The organism is Peribacillus sp. NPDC056705 (genome assembly GCF_043656335.1).
Map to the genome: position 1 here is coordinate 40,549 of NZ_JBHTYI010000026.1, position 22,576 is coordinate 63,124.

The 22,576-nt window shown below is 38.8% G+C and carries 28 protein-coding genes and 2 pseudogenes; 20 read left to right on the top strand and 10 right to left on the bottom strand.

The features are described 5' to 3' along the window. Positions 1–8: 8 nt before the first annotated feature. Complete coding sequence (locus ACFRAK_RS21810; RefSeq protein ID WP_394572503.1) at positions 9–329, bottom strand: DUF2680 domain-containing protein; 321 nt, start codon at positions 327–329, stop codon at positions 9–11. A gap of 255 nt (positions 330–584) precedes the next feature. Here ACFRAK_RS21810 and ACFRAK_RS21815 point away from each other — a divergent pair, with 255 nt between their 5' ends. Continuing rightward, complete coding sequence (locus ACFRAK_RS21815; protein ID WP_387599209.1) at positions 585–731, top strand: lmo0937 family membrane protein; 147 nt, start codon at positions 585–587, stop codon at positions 729–731. A 93-nt stretch (positions 732–824) separates the two neighbouring features. Here the strand turns inward: ACFRAK_RS21815 and ACFRAK_RS21820 are convergent, their stop codons facing one another. Further along, positions 825–1,742, bottom strand: a complete 918-nt coding sequence (locus ACFRAK_RS21820) for an NAD(P)/FAD-dependent oxidoreductase (RefSeq protein WP_387599206.1) — start codon at positions 1,740–1,742, stop codon at positions 825–827. A 137-nt stretch (positions 1,743–1,879) separates the two neighbouring features. Beyond that, positions 1,880–2,203 (bottom strand): catDE operon transcriptional regulator CatR, encoded by a 324-nt coding sequence (gene catR, locus ACFRAK_RS21825; RefSeq protein WP_048678030.1) that lies wholly within the window; start codon positions 2,201–2,203, stop codon positions 1,880–1,882. A gap of 260 nt (positions 2,204–2,463) precedes the next feature. On the opposite strand from catR, the gene ACFRAK_RS21830 reads away from it, so the two are divergent. The 3 genes from ACFRAK_RS21830 (at position 2,464) to ACFRAK_RS21840 (ending at position 5,127) form a co-directional block, all read left to right on the top strand. Beyond that, positions 2,464–3,546, top strand: a complete 1,083-nt coding sequence (locus ACFRAK_RS21830; RefSeq protein ID WP_394572505.1) for a nitric oxide synthase oxygenase — start codon at positions 2,464–2,466, stop codon at positions 3,544–3,546. Between the two features lie 61 nt (positions 3,547–3,607). Next, the gene (locus ACFRAK_RS21835) at positions 3,608–3,880 is read left to right on the top strand and encodes a hypothetical protein (RefSeq protein ID WP_387599200.1); all 273 of its coding nucleotides are present in this window, start codon (positions 3,608–3,610) and stop codon (positions 3,878–3,880) included. Positions 3,881–4,188: 308 nt separating this feature from the next. Next, positions 4,189–5,127, top strand: coding sequence for a magnesium transporter CorA family protein (locus ACFRAK_RS21840; protein WP_260286456.1), 939 nt, complete (start codon positions 4,189–4,191; stop codon positions 5,125–5,127). Positions 5,128–5,546: 419 nt separating this feature from the next. On the opposite strand, the gene ACFRAK_RS21845 is transcribed toward ACFRAK_RS21840, so the two are convergent. Continuing rightward, positions 5,547–5,738: a hypothetical protein gene (locus tag ACFRAK_RS21845; RefSeq protein ID WP_260286457.1), complete on the bottom strand. Its 192-nt coding sequence runs from the start codon at positions 5,736–5,738 to the stop codon at positions 5,547–5,549. A 95-nt stretch (positions 5,739–5,833) separates the two neighbouring features. Here ACFRAK_RS21845 and ACFRAK_RS21850 point away from each other — a divergent pair, with 95 nt between their 5' ends. Beyond that, the gene (locus ACFRAK_RS21850; protein WP_192205067.1) at positions 5,834–5,998 is read left to right on the top strand and encodes a hypothetical protein; all 165 of its coding nucleotides are present in this window, start codon (positions 5,834–5,836) and stop codon (positions 5,996–5,998) included. Positions 5,999–6,122: 124 nt separating this feature from the next. Here ACFRAK_RS21850 and ACFRAK_RS21855 read toward each other — a convergent pair whose 3' ends face one another. After that, positions 6,123–6,257 carry a YuzL family protein gene (locus ACFRAK_RS21855; protein ID WP_098369432.1) on the bottom strand — a complete coding sequence of 45 codons (135 nt, stop codon included), beginning with the start codon at positions 6,255–6,257 and terminating at the stop codon, positions 6,123–6,125. Positions 6,258–6,355: 98 nt separating this feature from the next. Between ACFRAK_RS21855 and ACFRAK_RS21860 the strand changes: the two genes are divergently transcribed. Beyond that, positions 6,356–6,607 carry a YkuS family protein gene (locus tag ACFRAK_RS21860; protein ID WP_192205066.1) on the top strand — a complete coding sequence of 84 codons (252 nt, stop codon included), beginning with the start codon at positions 6,356–6,358 and terminating at the stop codon, positions 6,605–6,607. Between the two features lie 46 nt (positions 6,608–6,653). Here the strand turns inward: ACFRAK_RS21860 and ACFRAK_RS21865 are convergent, their stop codons facing one another. Next, entirely contained in the window at positions 6,654–7,109 is a 456-nt protein-coding gene (locus ACFRAK_RS21865) for an OsmC family protein (protein ID WP_192205065.1), read from the bottom strand. A 343-nt stretch (positions 7,110–7,452) separates the two neighbouring features. Between ACFRAK_RS21865 and ACFRAK_RS21870 the strand changes: the two genes are divergently transcribed. Genes ACFRAK_RS21870 through ACFRAK_RS21880 form a run of 3 tightly spaced genes read left to right on the top strand, consistent with a single transcriptional unit; the run spans position 7,453 to position 9,787 of the window. Then, complete coding sequence (locus tag ACFRAK_RS21870; RefSeq protein ID WP_387599365.1) at positions 7,453–8,214, top strand: SDR family oxidoreductase; 762 nt, start codon at positions 7,453–7,455, stop codon at positions 8,212–8,214. Between the two features lie 24 nt (positions 8,215–8,238). After that, positions 8,239–8,742: a hypothetical protein gene (locus ACFRAK_RS21875; protein ID WP_387599188.1), complete on the top strand. Its 504-nt coding sequence runs from the start codon at positions 8,239–8,241 to the stop codon at positions 8,740–8,742. After that, positions 8,735–9,787 (top strand): alpha/beta fold hydrolase, encoded by a 1,053-nt coding sequence (locus ACFRAK_RS21880; RefSeq protein ID WP_387599185.1) that lies wholly within the window; start codon positions 8,735–8,737, stop codon positions 9,785–9,787. The genes ACFRAK_RS21875 and ACFRAK_RS21880 overlap by 8 nt, the downstream gene beginning before the upstream one ends. Before the next feature lie 183 nt (positions 9,788–9,970). On the opposite strand, the gene ACFRAK_RS21885 is transcribed toward ACFRAK_RS21880, so the two are convergent. Then, entirely contained in the window at positions 9,971–10,570 is a 600-nt protein-coding gene (locus tag ACFRAK_RS21885) for a nitroreductase family protein (RefSeq protein WP_387599182.1), read from the bottom strand. A 245-nt stretch (positions 10,571–10,815) separates the two neighbouring features. On the opposite strand from ACFRAK_RS21885, the gene ACFRAK_RS21890 reads away from it, so the two are divergent. The 5 genes from ACFRAK_RS21890 (at position 10,816) to ACFRAK_RS21910 (ending at position 14,584) form a co-directional block, all read left to right on the top strand. Further along, the gene (locus tag ACFRAK_RS21890) at positions 10,816–11,793 is read left to right on the top strand and encodes a ring-cleaving dioxygenase (protein ID WP_387599179.1); all 978 of its coding nucleotides are present in this window, start codon (positions 10,816–10,818) and stop codon (positions 11,791–11,793) included. 24 nt (positions 11,794–11,817) lie between these two features. Next, positions 11,818–12,765, top strand: a complete 948-nt coding sequence (locus ACFRAK_RS21895; protein WP_387707760.1) for a ring-cleaving dioxygenase — start codon at positions 11,818–11,820, stop codon at positions 12,763–12,765. After that, on the top strand, positions 12,765–13,373 hold the full coding sequence (locus tag ACFRAK_RS21900; protein ID WP_387599362.1) for an alpha/beta hydrolase: 609 nt from the start codon (positions 12,765–12,767) through the stop codon (positions 13,371–13,373). The genes ACFRAK_RS21895 and ACFRAK_RS21900 overlap by 1 nt, the downstream gene beginning before the upstream one ends. A gap of 22 nt (positions 13,374–13,395) precedes the next feature. Continuing rightward, positions 13,396–14,004, top strand: a complete 609-nt coding sequence (locus tag ACFRAK_RS21905) for a flavin reductase family protein (protein WP_394572506.1) — start codon at positions 13,396–13,398, stop codon at positions 14,002–14,004. 412 nt (positions 14,005–14,416) lie between these two features. Next, entirely contained in the window at positions 14,417–14,584 is a 168-nt protein-coding gene (locus tag ACFRAK_RS21910; RefSeq protein ID WP_192205058.1) for a hypothetical protein, read from the top strand. Positions 14,585–15,152: 568 nt separating this feature from the next. Here the strand turns inward: ACFRAK_RS21910 and ACFRAK_RS21915 are convergent. Then, complete coding sequence (locus ACFRAK_RS21915) at positions 15,153–15,527, bottom strand: helix-turn-helix domain-containing protein (RefSeq protein ID WP_394572507.1); 375 nt, start codon at positions 15,525–15,527, stop codon at positions 15,153–15,155. A 227-nt stretch (positions 15,528–15,754) separates the two neighbouring features. On the opposite strand from ACFRAK_RS21915, the gene ACFRAK_RS21920 reads away from it, so the two are divergent. Together ACFRAK_RS21920 and aspA are read left to right on the top strand one after the other, a co-directional pair. Then, entirely contained in the window at positions 15,755–16,744 is a 990-nt protein-coding gene (locus ACFRAK_RS21920; protein ID WP_387599359.1) for an asparaginase, read from the top strand. A 23-nt stretch (positions 16,745–16,767) separates the two neighbouring features. Beyond that, the gene (gene aspA / locus ACFRAK_RS21925) at positions 16,768–18,198 is read left to right on the top strand and encodes an aspartate ammonia-lyase (RefSeq protein ID WP_260286469.1); all 1,431 of its coding nucleotides are present in this window, start codon (positions 16,768–16,770) and stop codon (positions 18,196–18,198) included. 257 nt (positions 18,199–18,455) lie between these two features. On the opposite strand, the pseudogene ACFRAK_RS21930 reads toward aspA, so the two are convergent. Together ACFRAK_RS21930 and ACFRAK_RS21935 are read right to left on the bottom strand one after the other, a co-directional pair. Further along, positions 18,456–18,607, bottom strand: a pseudogene (locus ACFRAK_RS21930) (glycerol-3-phosphate transporter); the annotation flags it as partial. Beyond that, positions 18,606–18,701: pseudogene (locus tag ACFRAK_RS21935) on the bottom strand (hypothetical protein); the annotation flags it as partial. The pseudogenes ACFRAK_RS21935 and ACFRAK_RS21930, both read right to left, overlap by 2 nt. 448 nt (positions 18,702–19,149) lie before the next feature. Between ACFRAK_RS21935 and ACFRAK_RS21940 the strand changes: the two are divergent. The 4 genes from ACFRAK_RS21940 to cls all read left to right on the top strand — a co-directional run bounded on the left by ACFRAK_RS21940 (position 19,150) and on the right by cls (position 22,428). Then, complete coding sequence (locus tag ACFRAK_RS21940) at positions 19,150–19,677, top strand: DUF4309 domain-containing protein (RefSeq protein WP_394572511.1); 528 nt, start codon at positions 19,150–19,152, stop codon at positions 19,675–19,677. Positions 19,678–19,863: 186 nt separating this feature from the next. Next, entirely contained in the window at positions 19,864–20,307 is a 444-nt protein-coding gene (locus ACFRAK_RS21945; RefSeq protein WP_387599170.1) for an SRPBCC family protein, read from the top strand. Between the two features lie 170 nt (positions 20,308–20,477). Further along, positions 20,478–20,741: a metal-sensitive transcriptional regulator gene (locus ACFRAK_RS21950; protein WP_260286471.1), complete on the top strand. Its 264-nt coding sequence runs from the start codon at positions 20,478–20,480 to the stop codon at positions 20,739–20,741. Positions 20,742–20,970: 229 nt separating this feature from the next. Next, positions 20,971–22,428, top strand: a complete 1,458-nt coding sequence (cls, locus tag ACFRAK_RS21955) for a cardiolipin synthase (RefSeq protein ID WP_394572508.1) — start codon at positions 20,971–20,973, stop codon at positions 22,426–22,428. Positions 22,429–22,576: the final 148 nt, after the last annotated feature.

A 22,576-nucleotide genomic window follows, 5' to 3' on the forward strand; every position in this document is an offset into this window, starting at 1 on the left:
ACATACAATTACTTATGCATGTGTCGAGCATGTGGGAGGTGCGGCGGAATTTGGAAATTATGTTCTTCCATCATTTTATAATGTTCTTCAAAATGTGAAACCATTTTATCGGCTTCTTCTTTAGAGAGCGCGCCAAACTCGACATATTTTTCGATCAATAACTTTTTGTCAGCGAGTATCTGCTTTTGGATCTTAGCGATTTCCGATTTTTGCGCTTCAGTGAATTGGACACTTTCCTGTTTTACTTTATTTTCCTGTGCAGCCGGATGATTCAGGTTAACCAAGAACAGGGAACAGGCTGTTAGACAGATGACTAAAAACTTTTTCATGAATGAACGACTCCTTCTAATTGATTTTTGCGGAACCTATAAAGCTTGTAAGTCTCTTCCTGATGGTGGATGTTTTTCAATATGGAAGATTCCTTATTTCTTTATTATCATTTACAGCATTTACAGTTTTATGTAAAAAAATAGGGTGAGGGTTTGTTACAGAAAGATATGGGTAATTTAAATGTAAGCACAAAATTTCGTTGTAGCTTCTTATTAATAAAAAATCATTTAAAGAAGGGAAGAAGGGGGATTATCATGATTTGGACAATTATTGGTGTAATATTATTATTATGGGTTCTTGGTTTAGTCTTTAAAGTGGCTGCAGGATTTATACATATCTTGCTTATCATCGCGGTCATTCTCATTTTGGTTAAAGTTTTTAAGGGAAGGAATCGAAGATAGATGTGTATGGAAGGCTAACGTGGAAAACTTTATAAATACCAATGTAAAAGGCGGCCTGGTGGACAGGTCGCCTTGTGTTTTTCCATCAGGTTGTCAATCGTATGGAAGTGGCTGGCCTAACAGCCTTTTATGAATCCATATCGCTGCTTGGGTGCCATCCCCCATCGAAATGGTGACTTGTTCGGAATGGGCAACGAGGTCGCCGCCTGCCCAGACTCCTTTAATATTGGTTTCTTTAGTTCTGGGATGAATCACCACATGATTGTTTTCATTTACTTGCACACCTAATTGTAAGGCTAGCTCATTATTAAGTTTGTTACCTTTAAATGCCGTGAATGCTTTTTCAGCTTCGATAATTTTACCGGATGCTAATTGAATGGCTGTCAACTGCTGTTTGGCATTAACATGAACTTCACAAACTTCCTCTTCAATTACAGGAATCTGATTTTTCTTTAACTTTTCCCTATACTCATCATCAATTTTTGTTTTCGAATGATTTACGTAAATGATATCTTTTGACCAATATAATAGAGTAAGCGCCATGCCCGCTCCCGCATTTCCGCCTCCGATGACAACGGTTTGCTTATCCATGATCTCATACCCATCACAATCAGGGCATATATATGTGGATGTCCCAAGGGTTGGATAGATGTTTTTGATTGGAGGAATGTTATCGGTAATGCCAGTACCAAGAAAAATCATTTTGGCTTCATAATCCATGTCATTCTTTGTTCGGATAAAAAACTTGTCCTGCTTTTTTTCAAGAGATTTCACTGTATCATCCAAGAATTCGACACCGAATTTTTCAGCGTGCTGTCTGCCAAGCATCCTTAATTGTTTGCCGCTTACCCCATCAGGCCATCCAAGAATGTTATGGTAAGCCTTGGCAATGGAAGATCGGCCTTGAGCAGAATCAATGACGATAATATCATGTTTATATCTTCCGAGCTGGATGGCTGCCTGAATACCGGCTATCCCTCCACCAATAATAATGCAATCTGCTTGTTTCATGAATTCACCGCCCATAAATTTGGAATAAACCTAGTGTTATTCTATCTGTAAAAAATATACCACTAGTCTCTGGCGCTTAAACAAAAAAGGAGGGAGTCCGCAGCTGGCGGAACTTCCTCCTTCCTTTCATTCCAATGTCATTGATTCTGTATTGGTTCAAGCCATTCTTGTGCCCAATTTTGAATTTCGTTCATTACCGGTGCAAGTGCCTTTCCTTTTTCAGTTAAGGAATATTCAATCCTGACCGGTGTCTCTGGATATACGTCCCTTTTAACAATACCTTCAATTTCCAAGTCCTTTAAACGTTCAGAAAGAATCCTGCCGCTTATCGGGAATGCAGATTCAATATTACAAAACCGTTGAGGGCCATTAAGTAATTGATTGACAATCAAGCCAGTCCAGCGTTTACTCAAGATTTGCATTCCTTTTTCAAATCGTGGACAAAGTGTCGTATTATTCATCATATCACCTCATTATTAATATATTATAATCCATTTACCTTATATGTAACAACTTTACCGATAATTATTTAGTTACTAGAGATGTTATAGTATAAGAAATTTATGAGCTTACTTTAAGTATCATGAAAAGTAATCCGCCTCTGAATTGCCACATTTTAAAAAAATGCGCTTTTAAAAAATTGTGTTTTTTAGAGATACAATGAAAAATATGTTATTTTAATATTATAGTCAAAGTTTTGCAAATGGAAGGATCCGTGGAAATGATGAATGATTTACTGCAAGAGGCCGTATCCTTTATCAGGACAAGTTATCCTGAATTGTTGAAAACGGAAGAGGACATAAATGGAAGGATCGAACAAATTAACGAGGAAATAAATGAAACAGGCAGATATGAACATACATATGAAGAATTGGTATATGGTGCTAAATTAGCTTGGCGTAATAGCAATCGTTGCATTGGGCGCTTTTTTTGGGAATCGCTGAGGGTGATTGATAAAAGGATGATTCAAAGCGAAGAAGGAATAGTATCGGCTCTCTTTGAGCATATCGAATATGCTACGAATAATGGGAGCATCAGACCTGTGATTACAATTTTTAAACAGAAAGATCATGATCGAAAAGTGGATATTTGGAATCATCAGCTCATTCGATATGCAGGATATGAGACGGAACATGGCGTAATCGGTGATTCAAGTTCAATCGAATTCACCAAGCAATGTATGGCATTAGGATGGGAAGGGAAAAACGGACCTTTCGATATTTTACCCCTTGTAGTCCAATTGGACGGTAACCCCCCTAGTTTTCATGATATACCTGAAAGCCTCGTTAAAGAAGTCCAAATCACCCACCCTAAGCTAAAATGGTTCAAAGATCTTCAAATCAAATGGTATGCGGTTCCAATCATTTCCGGCATGAGATTGGAAATTGGCGGTATTACTTATTCGGCTGCGCCATTTAATGGGTGGTACATGGGAACGGAAATCGGTGCCAGGAACCTTGCGGACGAAGAACGCTACAATATGCTGCCGGCAATCGGGGAGAGAATGGGCTTGGATATTAAGCGTGATTCGAATTTATGGAAAGATAGAGCCCTGATCGAACTGAATGAAGCAGTCCTTCATTCATATAAAAAATACGGAGTCAGCATCGTAGATCACCATACAGCAGCTAAACAATTCAAGAAATTCGAAGAAAAAGAAGCCTCTTGTGCCCGGAAAGTAACGGGGGACTGGACCTGGTTGATTCCACCGGTGTCCCCAGCGACGACACACGTTTTTCATCAGCCATATAACAATGAAATAATGAAACCTAATTTCTTTTATCAAAATCCTCCATATAAATAAAGGTTTAAATTAACTGGCGTGGGGTATAGATATAGCAAGTCAATAAATAAGGGGGAAGGTAATGATGGCATTAGGAAAAAACGTTGTATTAATAGGAGTCGGAGTTGCCGGAGTCTCATTTTTATCGAATAAAACGAATAGAGGAAAAGTGAAGGACATATGGTCCAATGCAAAAGCAAAAGCAGTAGGTTTTTGGAATAGGAAGGCTTCCGAGCTGGATCCCGTAATTGAAAAGGCAGGTCACCCTGATCCATATGATCATGACGATAATAAGATGGTAGATGAAGGCGCCATGTATGGTGTTCACTATTATAATAATGTGAAGCATGGATAATGCAAACAGATTCGCTTGGGTATCCCCAAGCGTTTTTTTATTATATTTTTCAAATTAAAAAATCAGATAATTGCGAATTTCACGGCTGGATTCATGGTATTAAATTCTTTATTGTGCTTTAAATGAATAAGGATTAAGATTAAAGAATCGAAAGGAAGTGGATACAAGTGAGCAGCAGTTCTTATGATCCTGAACCCAGAAAGAAAGAGAAAGCCGATATGATGCTAGAAGTCGAGACTGTTATTCTCCCTGAGTATCCGCTCGAAGAAGGTAAATAAGGCTTTCTCTATAGAAGAGGAGGTCAAGAAATGATTGAAATCTACAAGACGGATGAAAGCCGTCACCTAATCAATATCGAGGAAATGACAAAAGGTTCCTGGGTGAACATCGTTGCGCCCACAGAAGCTGAAATAGATTATATATGCACGACTTTGCAATTACCGATCAACTTCATGAAAGACCCACTGGACGATGAGGAAAGGCCGCGAATTGAAAAAGAGGATGATAATGTTTTAATTATTGTCGACTTCCCATATTTGACCAGGGACGAAGCCGACTTACCGATCTTTGAAACGATTCCCATCGGTATGATCTTTACCAAAGACTGTTTCATTACAGTGTCTTTGAAAGAAACACCGATATTGGCGAATTTCAAAAACAATAAAATCAAAGGGTTTTTCACCAATAAGAAAACCAGGTTTGCGTTACAATTATTATTTGAGATTTCATCCTATTATCTACGTTACCTCAAACAGATTAACAAGATGACTAATGAAGCGGAACGGGAATTGCATCAGTCCATGAAAAATAAAGAATTATACACTTTCCTTGCTTTGGAAAAAAGCCTGGTTTATTTTACGACATCATTGAAATCCAATCGAGTAGTACTTGATAAGATCCTCCGTTTCAATTATTTGAAAATGTATGAAGAAGATAAAGAATTGCTAGAGGATGTAATCATCGAAAATGCTCAGGCAATCGAAATGGCGGAAGTGTATCTATCCATTCTTAGCGGTATGATGGATGCATTCGCTTCGATCATTTCCAATAATGTCAACAATGCCATGAAGTTTCTAACCTCAGTGACCATTATTTTAACACTTCCGACGATGGTGGCAAGTTTTTACGGAATGAATGTCGAACTACCATTTGAACATAATCGGTTTGCTTTCATTTTCACATTATTAATTGCCATCACATTGGCTGGGACGACGGCATTCATTTTTTGGAAGAAAAAATATTTTTAAAATTAACCGGCTTATTAAGCCGGTTTCATTTTGTAGACAAAAGGGATTTTATCTAAAATTTAGGCTCTTTTCGTAAAGATTGTTGTTTTTAAAACTAAATGATTTAAGGTTGATTGGAGCGTAAGTGCGAGACTCCTGCGAGAGCAGCGGGACAGGCGAGACCCCACAGGCGTTTAAGCCGAGGAGGCTCACCGCCCGCCCCGCGGAAAGCGAGCATTTGGAGGGGAAATCAACCACACCACATTACTTGGTAAATAGCAACAAAGTATGCGAAAACAGCCAAATTTTAAAACAAAGTTGATTGGAGAGGGAGTGCGAGACCCCGCAGGCGCAAAAGCGCCGAGGGGCTCCCGGACAGCCCGCGGAAAGCGAGTGCCTGGAGTGGAAATCAACGTCCAAATTGTACAAAGTGGTTTGTTTTATTCCTCAAAAAAATCAGAAAATCCTTCACTGTTAATCCGATCCGCATAAGGGTTCTCATCCTTTACATTCTTTGCATCCAAATTTGTTTGAATCACTAAACGGGGACTCTGTGATGCTTCTCTGATGATACGGTCGTTCAACTCTTTAAAATCCGGTACATTCTTATTGCCGGGTTTGTTTGGTTCCAATAAAACCACCTCCATTCCTATCTTTGCAATAAATGATGGGGTGTATTCATGAATATTCTTAGGTTTGGGAAGAATAAAGGACTGAGGAGGAGATCATGATGACCAAATGGAACGAGCAAGCAGCGCCCAATAATAATTTAAGGGCAAGTGATTTAAACCCATGTGAAGCCGAAAATGCAAAAATGGATTCAAAAACAATTGATGGAGATCAATTGAATGATCTAAAAATTCAAAGGGAAATCAGAAAACAAAATATATAAGACCCTTATTGAATGTAAGGAAAAGAAAGGGTCATTCAGAGGAAAAACGCTTGGCGGTTAAACCAAGCGTTTTTTTGCGTATCATGAAGGCGGAGTTCCATGATTGATTTAAGATACTTTTTTATCAGGAGCGTTTTTGCTTTTTAAGTGAAGAAGGTTGAGTGAAGGCCCCGGTTTCTTTCGTAGTGGTACCTTGCCCCTCTATCTGAGAAGAACCTAAACGAGTTTGTGAAGCATCTTTCTTGTTTTTCCCATTCATGTTTATCACCTCGATATTACTTTCCCTATTTCCTTTGCATCCTATACATATATTGAAGGTGAAAAGGACAGCTTAGAAGGTAGAGGAGGTGTGTGTTGATGTCAAAAATCGGTGTTGAAGAATCTTTAACGAATATTCAGGAAGCACTTCGCGAAAAAGGTTTTGATGTTGTGGAGATTAAACAAGAAGCTGACGCAAAAAACGTGGATTGTTGTGTGGTAACAGGTTTGGAAAGTAATGTGATGGGTATAAGCGATACTTCATTGAAAGCGTCCATCATTGAGGCAAATGGTTTAACGGCTGATGAAGTGTGCCAAGAGGTTGAAAATAAAGTGAACTTGATTCAATAGTTCAAAAAGTGCCTAAACCAACATAGGGTTAGGCACTTTTTCTGTTTCAAGGTTGCTGTGCTATGGAAATTTTCGCATTCAGTTCCACCGCTACATTACCTTTGATCGCTCTAGAAATCATACATGAAGTTTCAGCTTTTTCAGCAAGTTTCCTCGCTTTTTCAACCACTTTTTCAGAAGTGCCCGATACTAATACAAGTGCAGGGCGATGGATGATTTTCTTATAGGTGAATACACCATTCGTAACATCCACTAACGCTTCCGATTGCATGGATAAGCTCGCCTTTTCTATATGGGCTCGCTCTAACATGGCAGCAAAGGTAATGATATAGCAGGTCGATGCCGCCCCAAGAAGCATTTCATCGGGATTAGTCCCGATCCCTGGTCCTTCCATTCCAGTAGGAATACTTATTTGTGTTTGAAGATTCCCTGAATGAATCGTGCCGATATCATTTCTGCCGCCGGGCCATTCGGCGGTTAAATGAAAGTGATGTATAGTCATTTTTTAACCTCCTTACTGTTCTATAGTGTAAACGATTTAACAGGTTAAGTATCCGATTTTGCTCACTCAGTCGAATAATCCAGTTATCGGTCGAAAAAAGTGACGAAATGTTCGAAGGATCTACTTCCAGCAGGACAAATTAAGTTTCCGGTAGGCCGAATTTCCGACAGCTGACCGAAGCATTCTCATTGATATAAAAGATACATGTTGATGAAACAAAAGGCAGGGGCATTTGGCTATTTTAAGCACAATATTGGATAGGCTTATCTATAATGATATAGACAGTTTTATATAAAAAATTCTTCATAAAGAAAGGGCTGAAAAGTTGACTACATTGAGTAATATGTTTGATTTGACTAATAAAACGGCTATCATCACCGGCGGCGGCAGGGGACTGGGCAAACAGATTGCCATCGCGTTGGGGGAGGCTGGTGCAAATATAGTCATTGCTTCACGAAATCTTCCTTTATGTGAAGAGACATGTGAAGACTTGCGATCGATGGGAGTAAATGCCGTTGCCTTTGAATGTGATATCACGGATGAGAGTGCCATTGACCATGTCGTCAAGGAAACGGTTACTCAATTCGGCACGATTGATATTCTTGTCAATAATAGCGGTACGTCCTGGTCAGGTCCGCTTTTGGATGTTCCCAAGGATAAGTGGGAAAAAGTATTGAATGTTAACGTTACAGGTACATTCCTATTTTCACGGGCTGTAGCGAAGGTCATGAAGCAGCAAAATTCCGGAAAAATCATAAATATTGCATCGGTGACAGGTCTTGGCGGGTCGCTTCCTGAGGTATTGGATACGATAGCTTATAACACCAGTAAGGGTGCCATCATTACAATGACCAAGGATTTAGGAGTTAAACTTGCTAGATTCGGAATCCAAGTCAATGCAATTGCACCTGGATTTTTCCCGACTAAAATCACAAAGAATATTCTTGAACAGTCTAACTACGACATATTAGGTAATACTCCGGCTGGCAGGTTTGGCAATGAAGATGATTTAAAGGGTGCCGCCGTATTTTTAGCCTCACAGGCTTCTGACTATATGATCGGTCATATTTTAATCATTGACGGTGGAGTTTCGGCATTAGCGTAAACGGAGAGAGGAAGGAAGAAATATATGACAGGAAAATCAGATTTTTATAAAGGGCTTAAATTACTAGGCACACAAAAAGAGCAACAGCTTAATGATAAAATTCAGAATTTGCTAAATAACCGTGAGTTGATAGAAGCAGTAAGCGACAATGCCCGATTGCAGATTCCAAGAATAAATAGAATGCAGGAAGCCTCAGAAAGAATGTCCATCATCATGAATTATCCAACAAAAAAAGATGTAGCGAGTTTAGCGAAATTAGTCATCCAGCTCGAAGAAAAGATTGATAGTTTAGAAGAGCTGGTCTCAAGACTTGTAGAGGATAGGGGCGGGAATGTCAGAGGTAAATCTTCAGTTAGTAATAAACGCACTTCTTCTTCATCGCTCAGTAAGAAAAAGAAGTCAAGTTGGGAATCCAATGAAATGGAAGGGCGTAAAAAAAGATTGGTGGATATTATAAATAACTCCTTATTGTTAAGCTCACAGTTACCTGGGTTCGATTTACATGGACAGGGAAATTCAAATGTCTAAGCGGAAAGTGCCGAAAAATCAATCCGAATCCATACCTAAATGGAAACGTTTTATGGATATTCCCAATCAGCCAATGCCTGAAATGGGACTGACGCCGAAAATTGCAGTGTGGAAAAAAAACAAATCAACGCTCTGGTATTATCCATCAGCACAGAAAAAATATGAGGTGCCGGTTTTTCTTATATATTCACTAATCAATACTCCTTTGATTCTTGATTTGTCCCCCGGCAATAGTTTAATAGAATCTTTTGTAAATGAAGGTTTTGATGTGTATTTGCTTGATTTTGGAAGTCCGGGCTTTGAAGATGGTGAAATATCGATCGAAGATTATATCGCCGATTATATTCAAAAAGGAGTACAGCGTGCATTACGCCATTCTGGAGCATCAGAAATTACAGTTATGGGGTTTTGCCTCGGCGGTACAATAGCCGCATTATATGCTGCCATTTCAGACGAGCCAATCAAGAATTTGATCCTTTCCGTTACACCTGTAGATTTCAGTGCCTCAGAATTTTTTGATCAATGGCAGGTAGCGTTAAAGGAAGGTACCGCGGATTTTAACGATACGATTGATATTTATCAAACGCTCCCAGCCAGTGCAGTTAAATATGGAATCCGATTAATGACATCCCCTATCTATATATCACCCTATCTATCTTTATTGAATCAAGCGGATGATGATGAATACGTTCAAAATTGGCGCCGCTTCAATGCTTGGGCTAATGGGCATGTACCATTATCCGGAGCAGCCGCAAAACAAATAACCCAAGACCTTTTGATAAATAACAGCTTGGTTAATGGGAGTTTTGAGGTAAGGGGAAAAAAAGCGAAGCTATCGAAAATTGATGCTAGTGTTTTAGTAATAGCGAATAAGAATGATCGATTGGTCCCACAGGAAATGATTTATCCGGTAATGAAGCATTTGAAATGTAAGGATAAGACATATAGCCTACTGAAAAGTGGACATGCTGCTAAACAATATTCCGGTGTACTCCCATATTATTTGAAGGAATGGCTACTAGGGCGTTCTTCACCAATTCAATAGTTTACTAGGGGGGATGCGAAATGTACATGTTGAACGCCATTGAGGATATCAAAATCATGCCGGTTGCAGAATATATAGGCTTTGCGACATTGGTATTTTCAAAATTTCTTGCTGCATTTCCGGATTACTAAAGTGAAATAAATGAAAGGGCTGGCTCGTTATGCAGAGACAGCCCCTATTGTTTCAATGATAATATTTCACACGTTCTTCAAGTGGTGAAAAGTCTTTATCATCTGGCTCTGCAGTTGGTTTTCCAAAGGGCATCTGTGCGATGAGTTTCCAATCACGTGATATATCCCATGTCTTTCTCACTTCGTCATCGATTAAAGGATTATAATGCTGAAGACTTGCACCAAACCCCTCAATTTCCAAGGAAGTCCATACGACAAATTGTAAAATGGCAGATGATTGGTCCGACCAAATCGGAAAGTTATCGGCATACGTTTTGAATTGTTCTTGAAGCCTATCTATAATGGCCTGATCTTCAAAGAATAAAACCGTACCATAACCATTTATAAATGAATTCATTTTTTCTTCAGTTTTTTCAAAATCTTTGGCACCGACTGCTTTTCTTAATGCTTTTTTTGTGATATCCCATAATTGTTCGTGGTTTTGACCAGTTAATACAATCACTCTTGCACTTTGGGAGTTGAAAGCGGAAGGGGAATATTGAACGGCATGATCGATAACTTCTTTAATCCTTTTATTAGGAACAACACGTTCCTTGCTAAGGGAATAATAAGAGCGTCTATCTTCAATTGCGCTAAAAAAATCTTTAACCATATATCACACCTCCATTCTTTATACTACCGATTTATTTTGACCTGATTTACATATTTTATGATAAGTGAAAACGGGTAAAATTATTTGTATGAAAATGGTTGACAAATTTATCTATGTCGTTTATCTTTAAATCAAGATATTTGTATTAAAAGTATTTTGAAGGTTAAATACCTTGAATTCGAGATATTATTTTAGGATTAATTCATTTCCGTAAGGGGAGATTTATAAAGATAGGAGTGGTTTGGATGGAATTAAAAGGATTACATCACGTTTCGGCGATTACAGCTAAAGCGGGAAATAACTTTGAATTCTACACAAAAGTCTTAGGGTTGCGATTAATTAAAAAAACGGTGAATCAAGATGATGTACGTGTATATCACTTATTTTATGGAGATCAAATTGGTTCACCGGGTACGGAATTGACGTTTTTTGAAATTCCCAATGCAGCCCGCACTCATGAGGGGAATAATAGTATTTCAGAAATTTCCTTAAGGGTAAGAAATGATGAAGCACTAGGATATTGGAAAAAACGGTTTGTTGAATTTAATGTTGAGCAGGATGAAATATCGAGCCGTTTTGAAAGGAAGGTGCTTTCATTTAAAGACCCTGAAGGGCAGAGGCTTCTTTTGGTTTCCGATCAGGATAATAAAGGCGTTCAAGGAGGATTACCGTGGGATGGAAGCCCGGTGCCGCAAGAGTTTTCCATTCTTGGATTAGGGCCAGTAAAACTTACTGTACCTGATATTGTACAAACAGAACGCGTTCTTACCGACGTATTGGGTTTCAGGAAGTCAGGCACATACCCATCCTCAATCAGGGGGCAAAATCCGATAGTCGTTTACGAAACAGGTGAGGGAGGAACAGGCTCCGAACTCCATATAGAAGAAAGGAATGACATACCACGGGAAAGGTTGGGGAGGGGTGGAGTACACCATATTGCTTTCCGGGTGGAAAATGAAGGGGAACTGAGGAAATGGATAGAGAAAATTAGTGAATCAAAATTCGTGAACTCGGGTTATGTGGACCGCTTTTATTTTCATTCACTCTATTTTAGGGAGCCGAATGGCATCTTATTTGAATTGGCTACTGATGGACCAGGTTTTGCAGTGGATGAAGCAGAGGAGCACTTAGGAGAAAACCTTGCCCTGCCACCTTTTTTAGAATCGAAAAGAAAGGATATTGAAGCGAATTTAAAACCACTGAATACAAAACCAACAAATTAATCAATGGGAAAGGAAGTATTGGGCATGCAAAAGCAAAATGCAGGAATACATCATATAACCGCAATTGTAGGCAATCCTCAAGAGAACGTGGATTTTTATGCTGGAGTATTGGGACTGCGTATGGTGAAGAAAACCGTTAATTTTGATGACCCAGGAACCTATCATTTGTATTTCGGTGATGAATCAGGTTCTCCGGGAACTATCATCACTTTCTTTCCTTGGCCTGGGGCATACAAGGGGAGAATTGGCTCAGGACAAGTGGGGATTACAACATATGCTGTTCCGGAAGGATCAATGGGTTTCTGGGAAATGCGTTTAGGTAAATTTAACATAGACTTTAAAAAGGTTTCTCGTTTCGGCGAGGAATATCTGGAATTCCAAGACCCACACGGTTTGCAACTTGAACTGGTTGAGCGTAAAGAAGGGAAAAATAACGAGTGGTCATTCGGCGGTGTACCAGCTGCCAAGGCGGTCAAGGGATTCGGTGGTGCCGTATTATTGACGTCAAAACCGATCAAAACGATGGAACTATTAGAGAAAGTGATGGGCCTGCAAAAAATTGGGGAGGAGGGCGATTACATCCGCTTTAAATCCACATCGGACATCGGAAATTTGATAGATGTTAAAAAAACGGTTTTGCCAAATGGGAAAATCGGAGTGGGAACTGTCCATCATGTTGCATGGCGTGCAATCGATAATGAAGATCATAAAGAATGGAGGGAGCATATCGCCAACCATGGCTATGGTGTGACACCCTTTACAGACCGTCAATACTTCGATGCCATTTATTTCAGGGAAGATGGAGGCATACTTTTTGAAGTTGCCACAGATCCACCTGGCTTCGCTCATGATGAAACGAAGGAAACGATGGGCAGTAATTTAATGCTGCCGCCATGGCTGGAAGAAAAAAGGGCGATCATGGAGAAAACGTTACTGCCGGCAGTGCCGAGAGTACTTGAGGAGGATAAATGATGAAGCATATTTTTCAAAAAGGAAGTAATCCAGAAGCGCCATTGCTTTTGCTTCTACATGGCACTGGAGGAACGGAAACAGATCTCTTGCCATTAGCGGAATTGGTTTCACCAGGATCATCCGTATTGAGCGTAAGGGGAAATGTGCTTGAAAACGGAATGCCTCGTTTTTTTCGCCGATTATCCGAAGGGGTTTTTGATGAAGAAGATTTGATCTTTCGTACGAAGGAGCTTTATGACTTCTTGGAATCAGCGTCCAAAAAGTATGACTTCGACCGTGAAAGAGTGGTAGCATTAGGTTATTCCAATGGTGCAAATATAGCGGCAAGTTTGCTGTTCCATTTCGAAGGGGCATTACTAGGAGCGAGTCTTCATCATCCAATGGTGCCTAGACGAGGGATTGCATTGCCATCCCTTTCGGATATACCTGTTTTTATTGCTGCAGGTAAAAACGATCCGATTTGCCCGTCAGCAGAAACTGATGAACTTAATAAACTTTTGCTGCAAGCGGGTGCTATAGTGGATGTTCAGTGGGAAAATTACGGTCATCAGTTAACACGGTCAGAGGTTGAGGCAGCGGCTTCATGGTTTCAAAAGAACTTTTTATAAGAATGGGAGGGAATGAAGAAAGATGATTTCTGTTAATCCTGAAAGTCTGACTGAACGGGATAATTATAAGTTTTTGACTGGAAGCATCATACCGAGACCTATAGCCTTGGTTACGACAAAATCCGAAACAGGCACAGTCAATATAGCGCCGTTCAGCTTTTTTAACATAGTCAGTTCAAATCCTCCGATGATTTCCGTTTCTGTCCAGCGTAAAGAAGGGGTTTCAAAGGACACTGCCCGAAATGCAATTCAAACAGGTGAATTCGTTGTTCATATCACTGATGAAAATAATGTGGCTGATGCAAATCGAACGGCGAAGGAACTCCCGTCTGACGAAAGTGAATTGGGTCTGACCCATTTCACGACAGCTGTTAGTGATAAGGTATCCGTACCAGGATTGAAAGAAGCGAAGGTACGCTTTGAATGTACATTAGAGCATGCGATACCAATGGCGGGTTCCAAGGATAAACCAGGTTGTGATTTATTGATAGGGAAAATAGTCTGTTATCATATAGAGCAAGATATTTACCATAACGGTCGAATTGATCAGAATGGGCTAAAACCTGTAGCAAGATTAGCGGGTCATACTTATACAAAACTAGGGGAATTATTTGAAATAGAACGTCCTTAAGTGATAAGAAAGAAAAAATGGCGTCATCTTTTTAAGATGGTGCCATTTTTTTAGATCAAATTATCCCAGTTAGCTTCATCTGCAATTTTAATGCGGTAAGCGGCTGTTCGAAATTGAGCAACCATTTCATAAGGCTCTTTTCGTAAAGATTGTTATTTTTAAAATCAAACGATTTAACGCCGAGGAGGCTCACCGCCCGCCTCGCGGAAAGCGAGCATCTGGAGGGGAAATCAACCACACCGCTTTACTTGGTAAATAGCAACAAAGTATGCGAAAACAGCCTTTCATAATTATGCCGCCCGGCGTTGCAGGTGTATCCAAACCTGCTGCAAAAAAGGAAAAAGAGAAATTAAATCATATTTTATGATAGCTTGGGAAAACTAAACAAACAATTAGAAAGGAGAGAATGAGTATGAGTCGTGGTAAAAGTTTTAATCACAAAGAAAAAGGACATCCAGGAAATCTACCCGATAATAGAATTAGCGAAGAGAAGGAACATAGCCGGCAATATGAACAAATCGAGGATATTGTCACACATGAAGCCTTTAAAAATCGGGAAAAAGATGACGAGATGCCTTGATTTTTGAGAAACAGTGTATCGAATGAGAAAGTTTTAAACATACCAAGATATTGAGCAATTTTTAAATTTCGCTTTCAGGTTTAAAAATGAGACTGCAATTTCCATTTATATACGGGGAAAACCATAAGCTTTGCTGTGGTTTTTCTTTGATTGCAAATAAATCAAGAGGGAAAGTCGGAGATTACTTAAATAAGCATAGATGGTTGCGAGAAACAGCGGAATACTCATCTTCCCTTGAAGTAAGTTAAAGAAGATGACAGAATAATGATGGTGGATGCATTTAATTAGCCGACTTTCTTCTATTATAATTAATAAAACTAAATTTTCTAAACTCGGGCACTATTAGAATTCAAACAGCTGCAAAGACCTGTCAGTAAGTTAAAGCTGTCATCCAGGATAAATTACATGTAGCGTCAAAAGGGAGAACTCAGCCATTAATCATAACCGTCATATCCTAACTGTTTAAAGCCATGGAATTTTACAGTCATGCCAGTCACATCGTGAATATTATAAGTACCTGGTGATGAAGTGCGGTTCATTCCCCATAACTTCTTAAGCTCAATGTCTGCTATGTTTCTTTTTGTTTATGGAGAATGATTTCAACTTCTCGTTTAGCTCTAATAAAAGCGATGAATTGAATCGTTTCCTCTTCAGAAAGAGAGATTCCATCGACAGCAAGCTTCATATTTGGTGAATCCGTCAATTCCATGGCTCGAGGTGACTCTGTGGTAATATCTTTAGATGGATAATCCACTCGACCTAGAATGTAATCAGTGGATGTATCATATAAGCCTGCTAATAAATTTACCGTTTCCAATGAAGGACGGCGATGGCCCGATTCGTAACCTGCATAGGTACTCTTGGCTATTCCGAGTCTGTCAGCGGTATATTGCAAAGACCACCTTTTGGCCTTCCTTAATGTAGTTAATCTATTTACGATCATTCTTATTACTCTCCTTTTATATAAATCGATTATAACATCAAATTGGAATAAGCGTACGCGTAATGAATGTTTTTAGCTTGATTTCACTCAGGAACATGACTATAATAACATGTGGTGTACGCGCAACATGTATATATCCAGCAAAAACATCCATTTCAAAGATGATGAATGATTGTAAAACGGGAGGCTTTATAGGGGGTAGTTTATTGGGGAAGTTGAAGTCAAAAATGAAGAAGTTGATGTTAATTACTACAGGTGGTACAATTGCATCGTTAGAAGGGAAAAATGGACTGGTTCCAGATATGAAAGCTGACGAATTTTTAGGACACCTGCCGGGATTGGATTTACTTTATCAGATTGATAGTAAGCCTTTGATGAATATTGATAGTACAAATATGCAGCCGGAAGATTGGACAGAAATGGCACAATCCATTCATGAGCACTACCATGATTACGATGGCTTTGTGATTACCCATGGAACAGATACAATGGCTTACACTTCAGCTGCGCTCTCATATATGTTACAAGATTTAAGGAAACCAATTATCATTACAGGTTCTCAAATCCCAATTGCCTTTAAAAAGACAGATGCCAAAAGAAATATCTCTGATGCGATTAGGTTTGCTTGTGAAGATATTGGAGGAGTATATGTTGTATTTGATGGTAGAGTCATCCAGGGTACTAGGGCCATTAAATTGAGAACTAAAAGCTATGATTCGTTTGAAAGTATTAACTATCCATATATCGCTACCATATTCAAAGATAAAATTGAGTATCTAAAGCCAGTTCATTCACCAAAGAAAAAGGAAGCTAAGTTAGATGCTTCCCTATGTACAGATGTTGCTTTAGTAAAGCTGCATCCCGGTATTAAACCTGAATTCTTTGATTCTCTGAAAAATCAATGTCGGGGTATCGTAATTGAAAGTTATGGAAGCGGTGGTATTCCATTTCAAAGAAGAAATATTTTAGAAAAATTGAATGAGCTAGTACAGTGTGGAATATCCGTAGTCATTACTACCCAATGTTTAGAAGAAGGGGAAGATATGGATATTTACGAAGTGGGACGAAAAGTGAATAAGAATGTCATCATTCGTTCCAGAAATATGAATACAGAAGCCATCGTTCCTAAGTTGATGTGGATCTTAGCCAAGACAAAGGATCCCAAAAAAGTGAAGGAAATGATGGAAACACCGATTGCAGAGGACATTACATTATAGAACAGACAAAGGGGTAAGAGGAAATGTTGACAGAAGAGAGAACATACCGCATCGAGAAAGACTTTCTTGGGGAAAAGGAAATTCCAGCTGATGTATATTATGGAATACAAACTTTACGCGCTGTAGAGAATTTTCCGATTACCGGTTACAAAGTCAATGAAGAAATGATTCGTGCACTAGCTATGATTAAAAAAGCAGCCGCATTAGCAAATATGGATACCAAACGGTTATATGATGGTATTGGAAGCGCTATCGTCAAAGCTTCTGATGAAGTGATCGATGGAAAGTGGCATGAATATTTCATCGTTGACCCAATTCAAGGCGGCGCAGGTACATCGATGAATATGAACATTAATGAAATCGTTGCCAACCGTGCGTTAGAATTCATGGGACACAATAAAGGGGATTATGTACAAGTAAGTCCAAATAGCCATGTTAACATGTCGCAATCAACCAATGACGTATTCCCAACTGCCATTCATTTATCAACACTAAGACTCTTAGAGCAATTGTTACAAACAATGACCAAGATGAGTACGGTTTTAAAAAATAAAGCAAAACAATTTGATCATGTTATTAAAATGGGACGCACACATCTTCAAGACGCAGTGCCAATTCGACTCGGTCAAGAATTTGAGGCATACAGTCGCGTGTTGGATCGGGATATAAAACGAATCAGTCAATCACGCCAACATTTATATGAAGTGAATATGGGGGCAACAGCAGTGGGAACGGGATTGAACGCAGATCCCCGTTACATTGAAAATGTTGTTAAATATTTAGCTGAAATCAGTAACTTGCCGCTTGTAGGTGCAGAACATTTAGTGGATGCAACCCAAAATACGGATGCATATACTGAAGTGTCAGCGTCATTGAAAGTATGTATGATGAATATGTCTAAAATTGCTAATGATTTACGTTTGATGGCTTCAGGACCGAGAGCGGGATTAGCAGAAATCACTCTTCCAGCACGTCAACCAGGTTCATCCATCATGCCAGGAAAAGTAAATCCAGTAATGCCAGAATTAATTAATCAAGTCGCTTTCCAAGTTATCGGGAACGATAATACGATTTGCTTAGCATCAGAAGCAGGACAACTAGAGTTGAACGTAATGGAGCCAGTCCTTGTATTCAATTTATTGCAATCAATTAGCATCATGAACAATGCTTTCAATGTCTTTACAGATTATTGCTTAGAAGGCATTGAAGCTAATGAGCAACATTTAAAAGATTATGTCGAACAAAGTGTTGGAGTGATTACAGCAGTCAATCCGCACCTTGGGTACGAAGTGGTTTCACGTATTGCGCGTGAAGCGATATTAAAAGGCAAATCAGTTCGCGAACTTTGTTTACAATATGATGTGTTGACAGAAGAAGAATTGGATCTAATTCTAAATCCTTATGAGATGACAAAACCCGGTATAGCGGGAGCTTCACTTTTTGAGCGTCAATAACCAGTAAATTAGTAGAAAACAATCTATATGATTTTGATGTAATGACTATGCCTTTAGGACCGTTGGTATAAAGGCATAGTCATTTATTTTATGCATTCCATTATGAAATGTTACCCAAACCGTCCGGCAACAGCTTCTTGGTATTATTATCTGAATATACAGATATCGTATACCGTCGATCTAATCATGGAGGGGGTTACCCAATCATAAACAATCCATCCCCTTTAGAATATATTTAATATCATTAGCCGCAATCAAATCGCAATTAGATCAATCATTAGGTTGCCAGCAGGGTTAAACCAGTAAACAAGGACTGCGATTAATGCACCTGGCATAAAGAAAACCCTCGACGTTCATTAAAAACTTTATCCGAGATATAACTGCATAATAAAGTGCCCGGAATGCCTGATGGAAAAGTTTTTACGAATTGAATAATACGCTGCATATCCAATGAAGTTTCCGAGGAAAACTTGTAAACTAAGTTTCTTATATTCGGAATCTATCTTTCCTTCAGGTAATCTCTCAACTGGTAAAACTGGCTAAAGTAATTTGAGCATCCAATTCCTCCTTAATATGATATTTTTGAACCTAATTGAGTTAAGTATTGATGATGACACATATAAAAAACCCATACTTAAATAAAAGGTCCTATTTAAGCATGAGTTCTCAAAATCTCCACCATCGCTAGCTTGTAATAATTAACTATCTTCATAAGAAAACGGTGTGAGCATTTTTCGTGCCCACTCGTACAAATGAGGTACCATTTTCGTCAAGTTTAATAGACTAATATTTCATGCTAAGTTTTTTGGTATGTGTCCAAAGTTCCAATGAATATTAATGGTAAAGGTAAAACCAACTGGAATGACATGATTTTTTTTCGTTTTTTTTTTGATATTTAAAATAATGTACTTAGTCACTTCCAGGTGGAAAGGGAGGAGGACTTTGAAACAAGTGAATTGTTTTATCAAAAGTGTTACATTTCTAATGCTCGCATTTCTCATGTTTAGTGGTCAGGCTGCTTTTGCTTCATCAAGTTCATTATCATCACAATCCACGCCAGACCTTTTGATTCGGCAGATCATGGGTTTAGCCTATGAATCCCAGCAAACGATTAACAGTGGCCCATTTTCTGTAGGTGATTCATTGAAGAAAGTGGAAAAAGCCTGGGGTGCACCGGAAGATTTAAGTACCGTCGCGGCCAATTATTGGTCCCATAATATCCGTTTCCTCTATGACGGTTCAACAGGAAGAAAAACGATTACCGCCATTGATGATTTCGATCCGCAATTGCAAACCATCCATTTATCCATGTTGAAGGGATTGATTGGTGAACCTGTAAGTGAAGTGGAGCAAGAAGGGATGTACTATGTCACTTATACCGATTACGCAAATTATAAAGTGGTATTCGTGTTTGAAAGCGCCTGGATCAAGCCTGATCCAAGATTGAGTATGTATTCGGTTGAAATTGCGTCAGATTGATAAGGAACAAGACAAAAAAGAATCGTCTCTATATTGTATAAGGGCGATTCTTTACTGTTAGTATCTTTAAATGGTTTCCTTACCACAGGGAGAATTTTGTTTAAGAATCTGAGTTTACCGTTCTATTCAATAATACTCAACCATACATTAAAAAGATGTAATAAGAATGATTAAGGGGGAACTGCTTTGTCAGAAGGTGTGCACAGTATCATTTTACCTGTTTCAATAAAAACGGTATGGGGATTTGTCAGTGTTATAGATCGTTGGGCACCTCTTGTCCCGGGATATATCAATCATGAGATGATGAATGAGTGGACACTCATCTGGGAGTTTAAAAGTGATTTGGGATTAATGAAGAAGAAAATAAAACTTGAAGTGAATATATTGGAATGGATTGAACCCGAAAAGGTAACATTTAAACTTAAGGGATTAAATGAAAAATTTGACGGGCATGGCTATTTTTTAGCAGAACAGTGCGGGGGTGGACAGACTAAAATGACTGGCTGCCTGGCGATTACGGCAAAAGGAGCCAAAGCCCCTATCGTCAATGCTTTGTTAAAAACCTACGTTCCCCAAATGACGATCGAGTTTTCTGAGGCTGTTGCACAAAGTCTCCTAGTACAAAAATAGAAATTACATATTGGAGCTATCATTATTGAATAGTGGCACTTGACAATTATACCTAAGTGGTATGTATTATAAATTGTAAGATTTTTATCAATCCTTCATTTCGACTGAATTGGTTTATGATGGATGTCTGGATAGGATTCATAAGTAATAGGCAGGGTAGGAGGTTTCACATGGAATATGACAATCAGGTTAAAAATAGAGTGAAGCGAATAGAAGGACAGCTTCGTGGGATATTGAAAATGATGGAGGAAAACAAGGATTGCAGAGAAGTAGTAACGCAGTTATCTGCCACTAGATCTGCAATCGATAGGACAATCGGGGTAATAGTAAGTTCTAATCTTGTAGAATGCGTTCGGGAGGCTAATGAAACCGGAGAAAAAAATCCCGAAGAGCTAGTGAAAGAAGCTGTGAATTTATTAGTGAAAAGCAGATAAGCAATTATAATTTATTGTTATTGTTGAATGTTTAAGACAATAATTAAAAACAATCTGACCAATCTTAGAAATACTAAATTTCCAGGGTGGGATTTTTTAAAAATGGGCCTCTACAGGAAGAGGTCCTTTTTTTTTGAATTCTCTGTTTTCACTTCTGTTAAGCAAATCCTTTGATATAAAGAATTTGCATGGTATCCTTAAAGGGATAAAAATTGAGTGAGGGAATACTATGGAATTTACGCATGTTACATCGGTTTTGCTCGGCCTCGTCATCATTCTAAATATTTTATTTGCCACGATTGTCATATTTTTTGAAAGAAGGGAAGCGAGCACCACCTGGGCTTGGTTATTGGTGTTATATTTTCTCCCTGTAGTCGGTTTTATTTTATATCTCCTTTTTGGAACGAGTTTAAGACACGCCCACTTATTCCAATGGGAGGACAAGAAGAAAATCGGGATTGAAGAAATTCTTGATAAACAGATGGAAGAGCTTTCGACGGATCATTTTCCTTTTCGAAACGCTTCTTCAAGTAATTACCGTGATTTGATTTATATGCATCTCCGGAACAATGATGCCGTGCTTACTGAAGATAATCAAGTCGATATTTTTACGGATGGAAAAAATAAGTTTGACCAGCTTTTTAAAGATATCGAAGCGGCAGAAAACCATATACACATACAATACTACATCATTCAAAGGGACGGCTTGGGTAAACGGTTCATTGAAGCTTTGACTAAAAAAGCGAATGAAGGCGTCAAAGTTCGGCTGCTTTATGACGAGCTGGGTTCCAGAGGGATGACTAAAAGTTTCTTCAGGGAATTTAGGCAGGCAGGAGGGCGAGTGGAGGCATTCTTTCCATCCAAATTAAAATTTATAAATTTACGGCTGAATTTCCGTAACCATCGAAAGCTAGTCATCATTGATGGAAAAGTAGGGTATGTTGGAGGCTTTAATGTTGGTGATGAATATTTAGGGCTTAATCCAAAATTCGGTTTCTGGCGTGATACACACCTTCGAATAAGGGGTTCAGCTGTCAAAGCCATTCAAACCCGTTTTATCCTGGATTGGAACCAGGCATCAAAGCACCATGATATAACTTATCAGCCTCATTATTTCCCTGTTTTAAAGCCTCAAGGCAATATAGATTTGCAAATAGTGACAAGTGGGCCAGATTCTGAATGGGAACAAATTAAAAATGGCTATATTAAATTAATATCTTCAGCAAAGAAGTCGATTCTCATTCAAACACCTTACTTCATACCGGATGCAAGTTTATTGGATGCACTCAGGATTGCCAGCTTATCAGGGTTAGATGTAAAAATCATGATTCCGAATAAACCTGATCACCTTTTCGTTTATTGGGCAACAACTTTCAACGCAGGACAGTTATTAAGAGCGGGAGCTAAGATATACATCTATGATAACGGCTTTATTCATGCGAAGATGATCGTGGTGGACGAAGAGGTCTCCTCGGTGGGGACAGCAAACATTGATGTCCGTAGTTTTAAATTGAACTTTGAAGTCAATGCCTTCATTTATGATGAAGGAATGGCCGAAACACTGACAAGGATTTTTTATAAGGATGTTGAAGTCTGCAGGCAGCTTACAATTGAAGACTTTGAAAAGCGTTCAAAATGGATTCGTTTTAAAGAGTCCATTGCAAGGCTGGTATCACCCATATTATAATTTTTAATTACGGGCCATTACTATATTACTATATGGACCGCTCAGACTGTAGTCAAACTTGAACTGCCCCGTAAATGTTAGACACCAACTAACATTTATGGGGTGTTTTTTATGGCCAATTTTTCTGCCGAACAGAAAATATTCATTA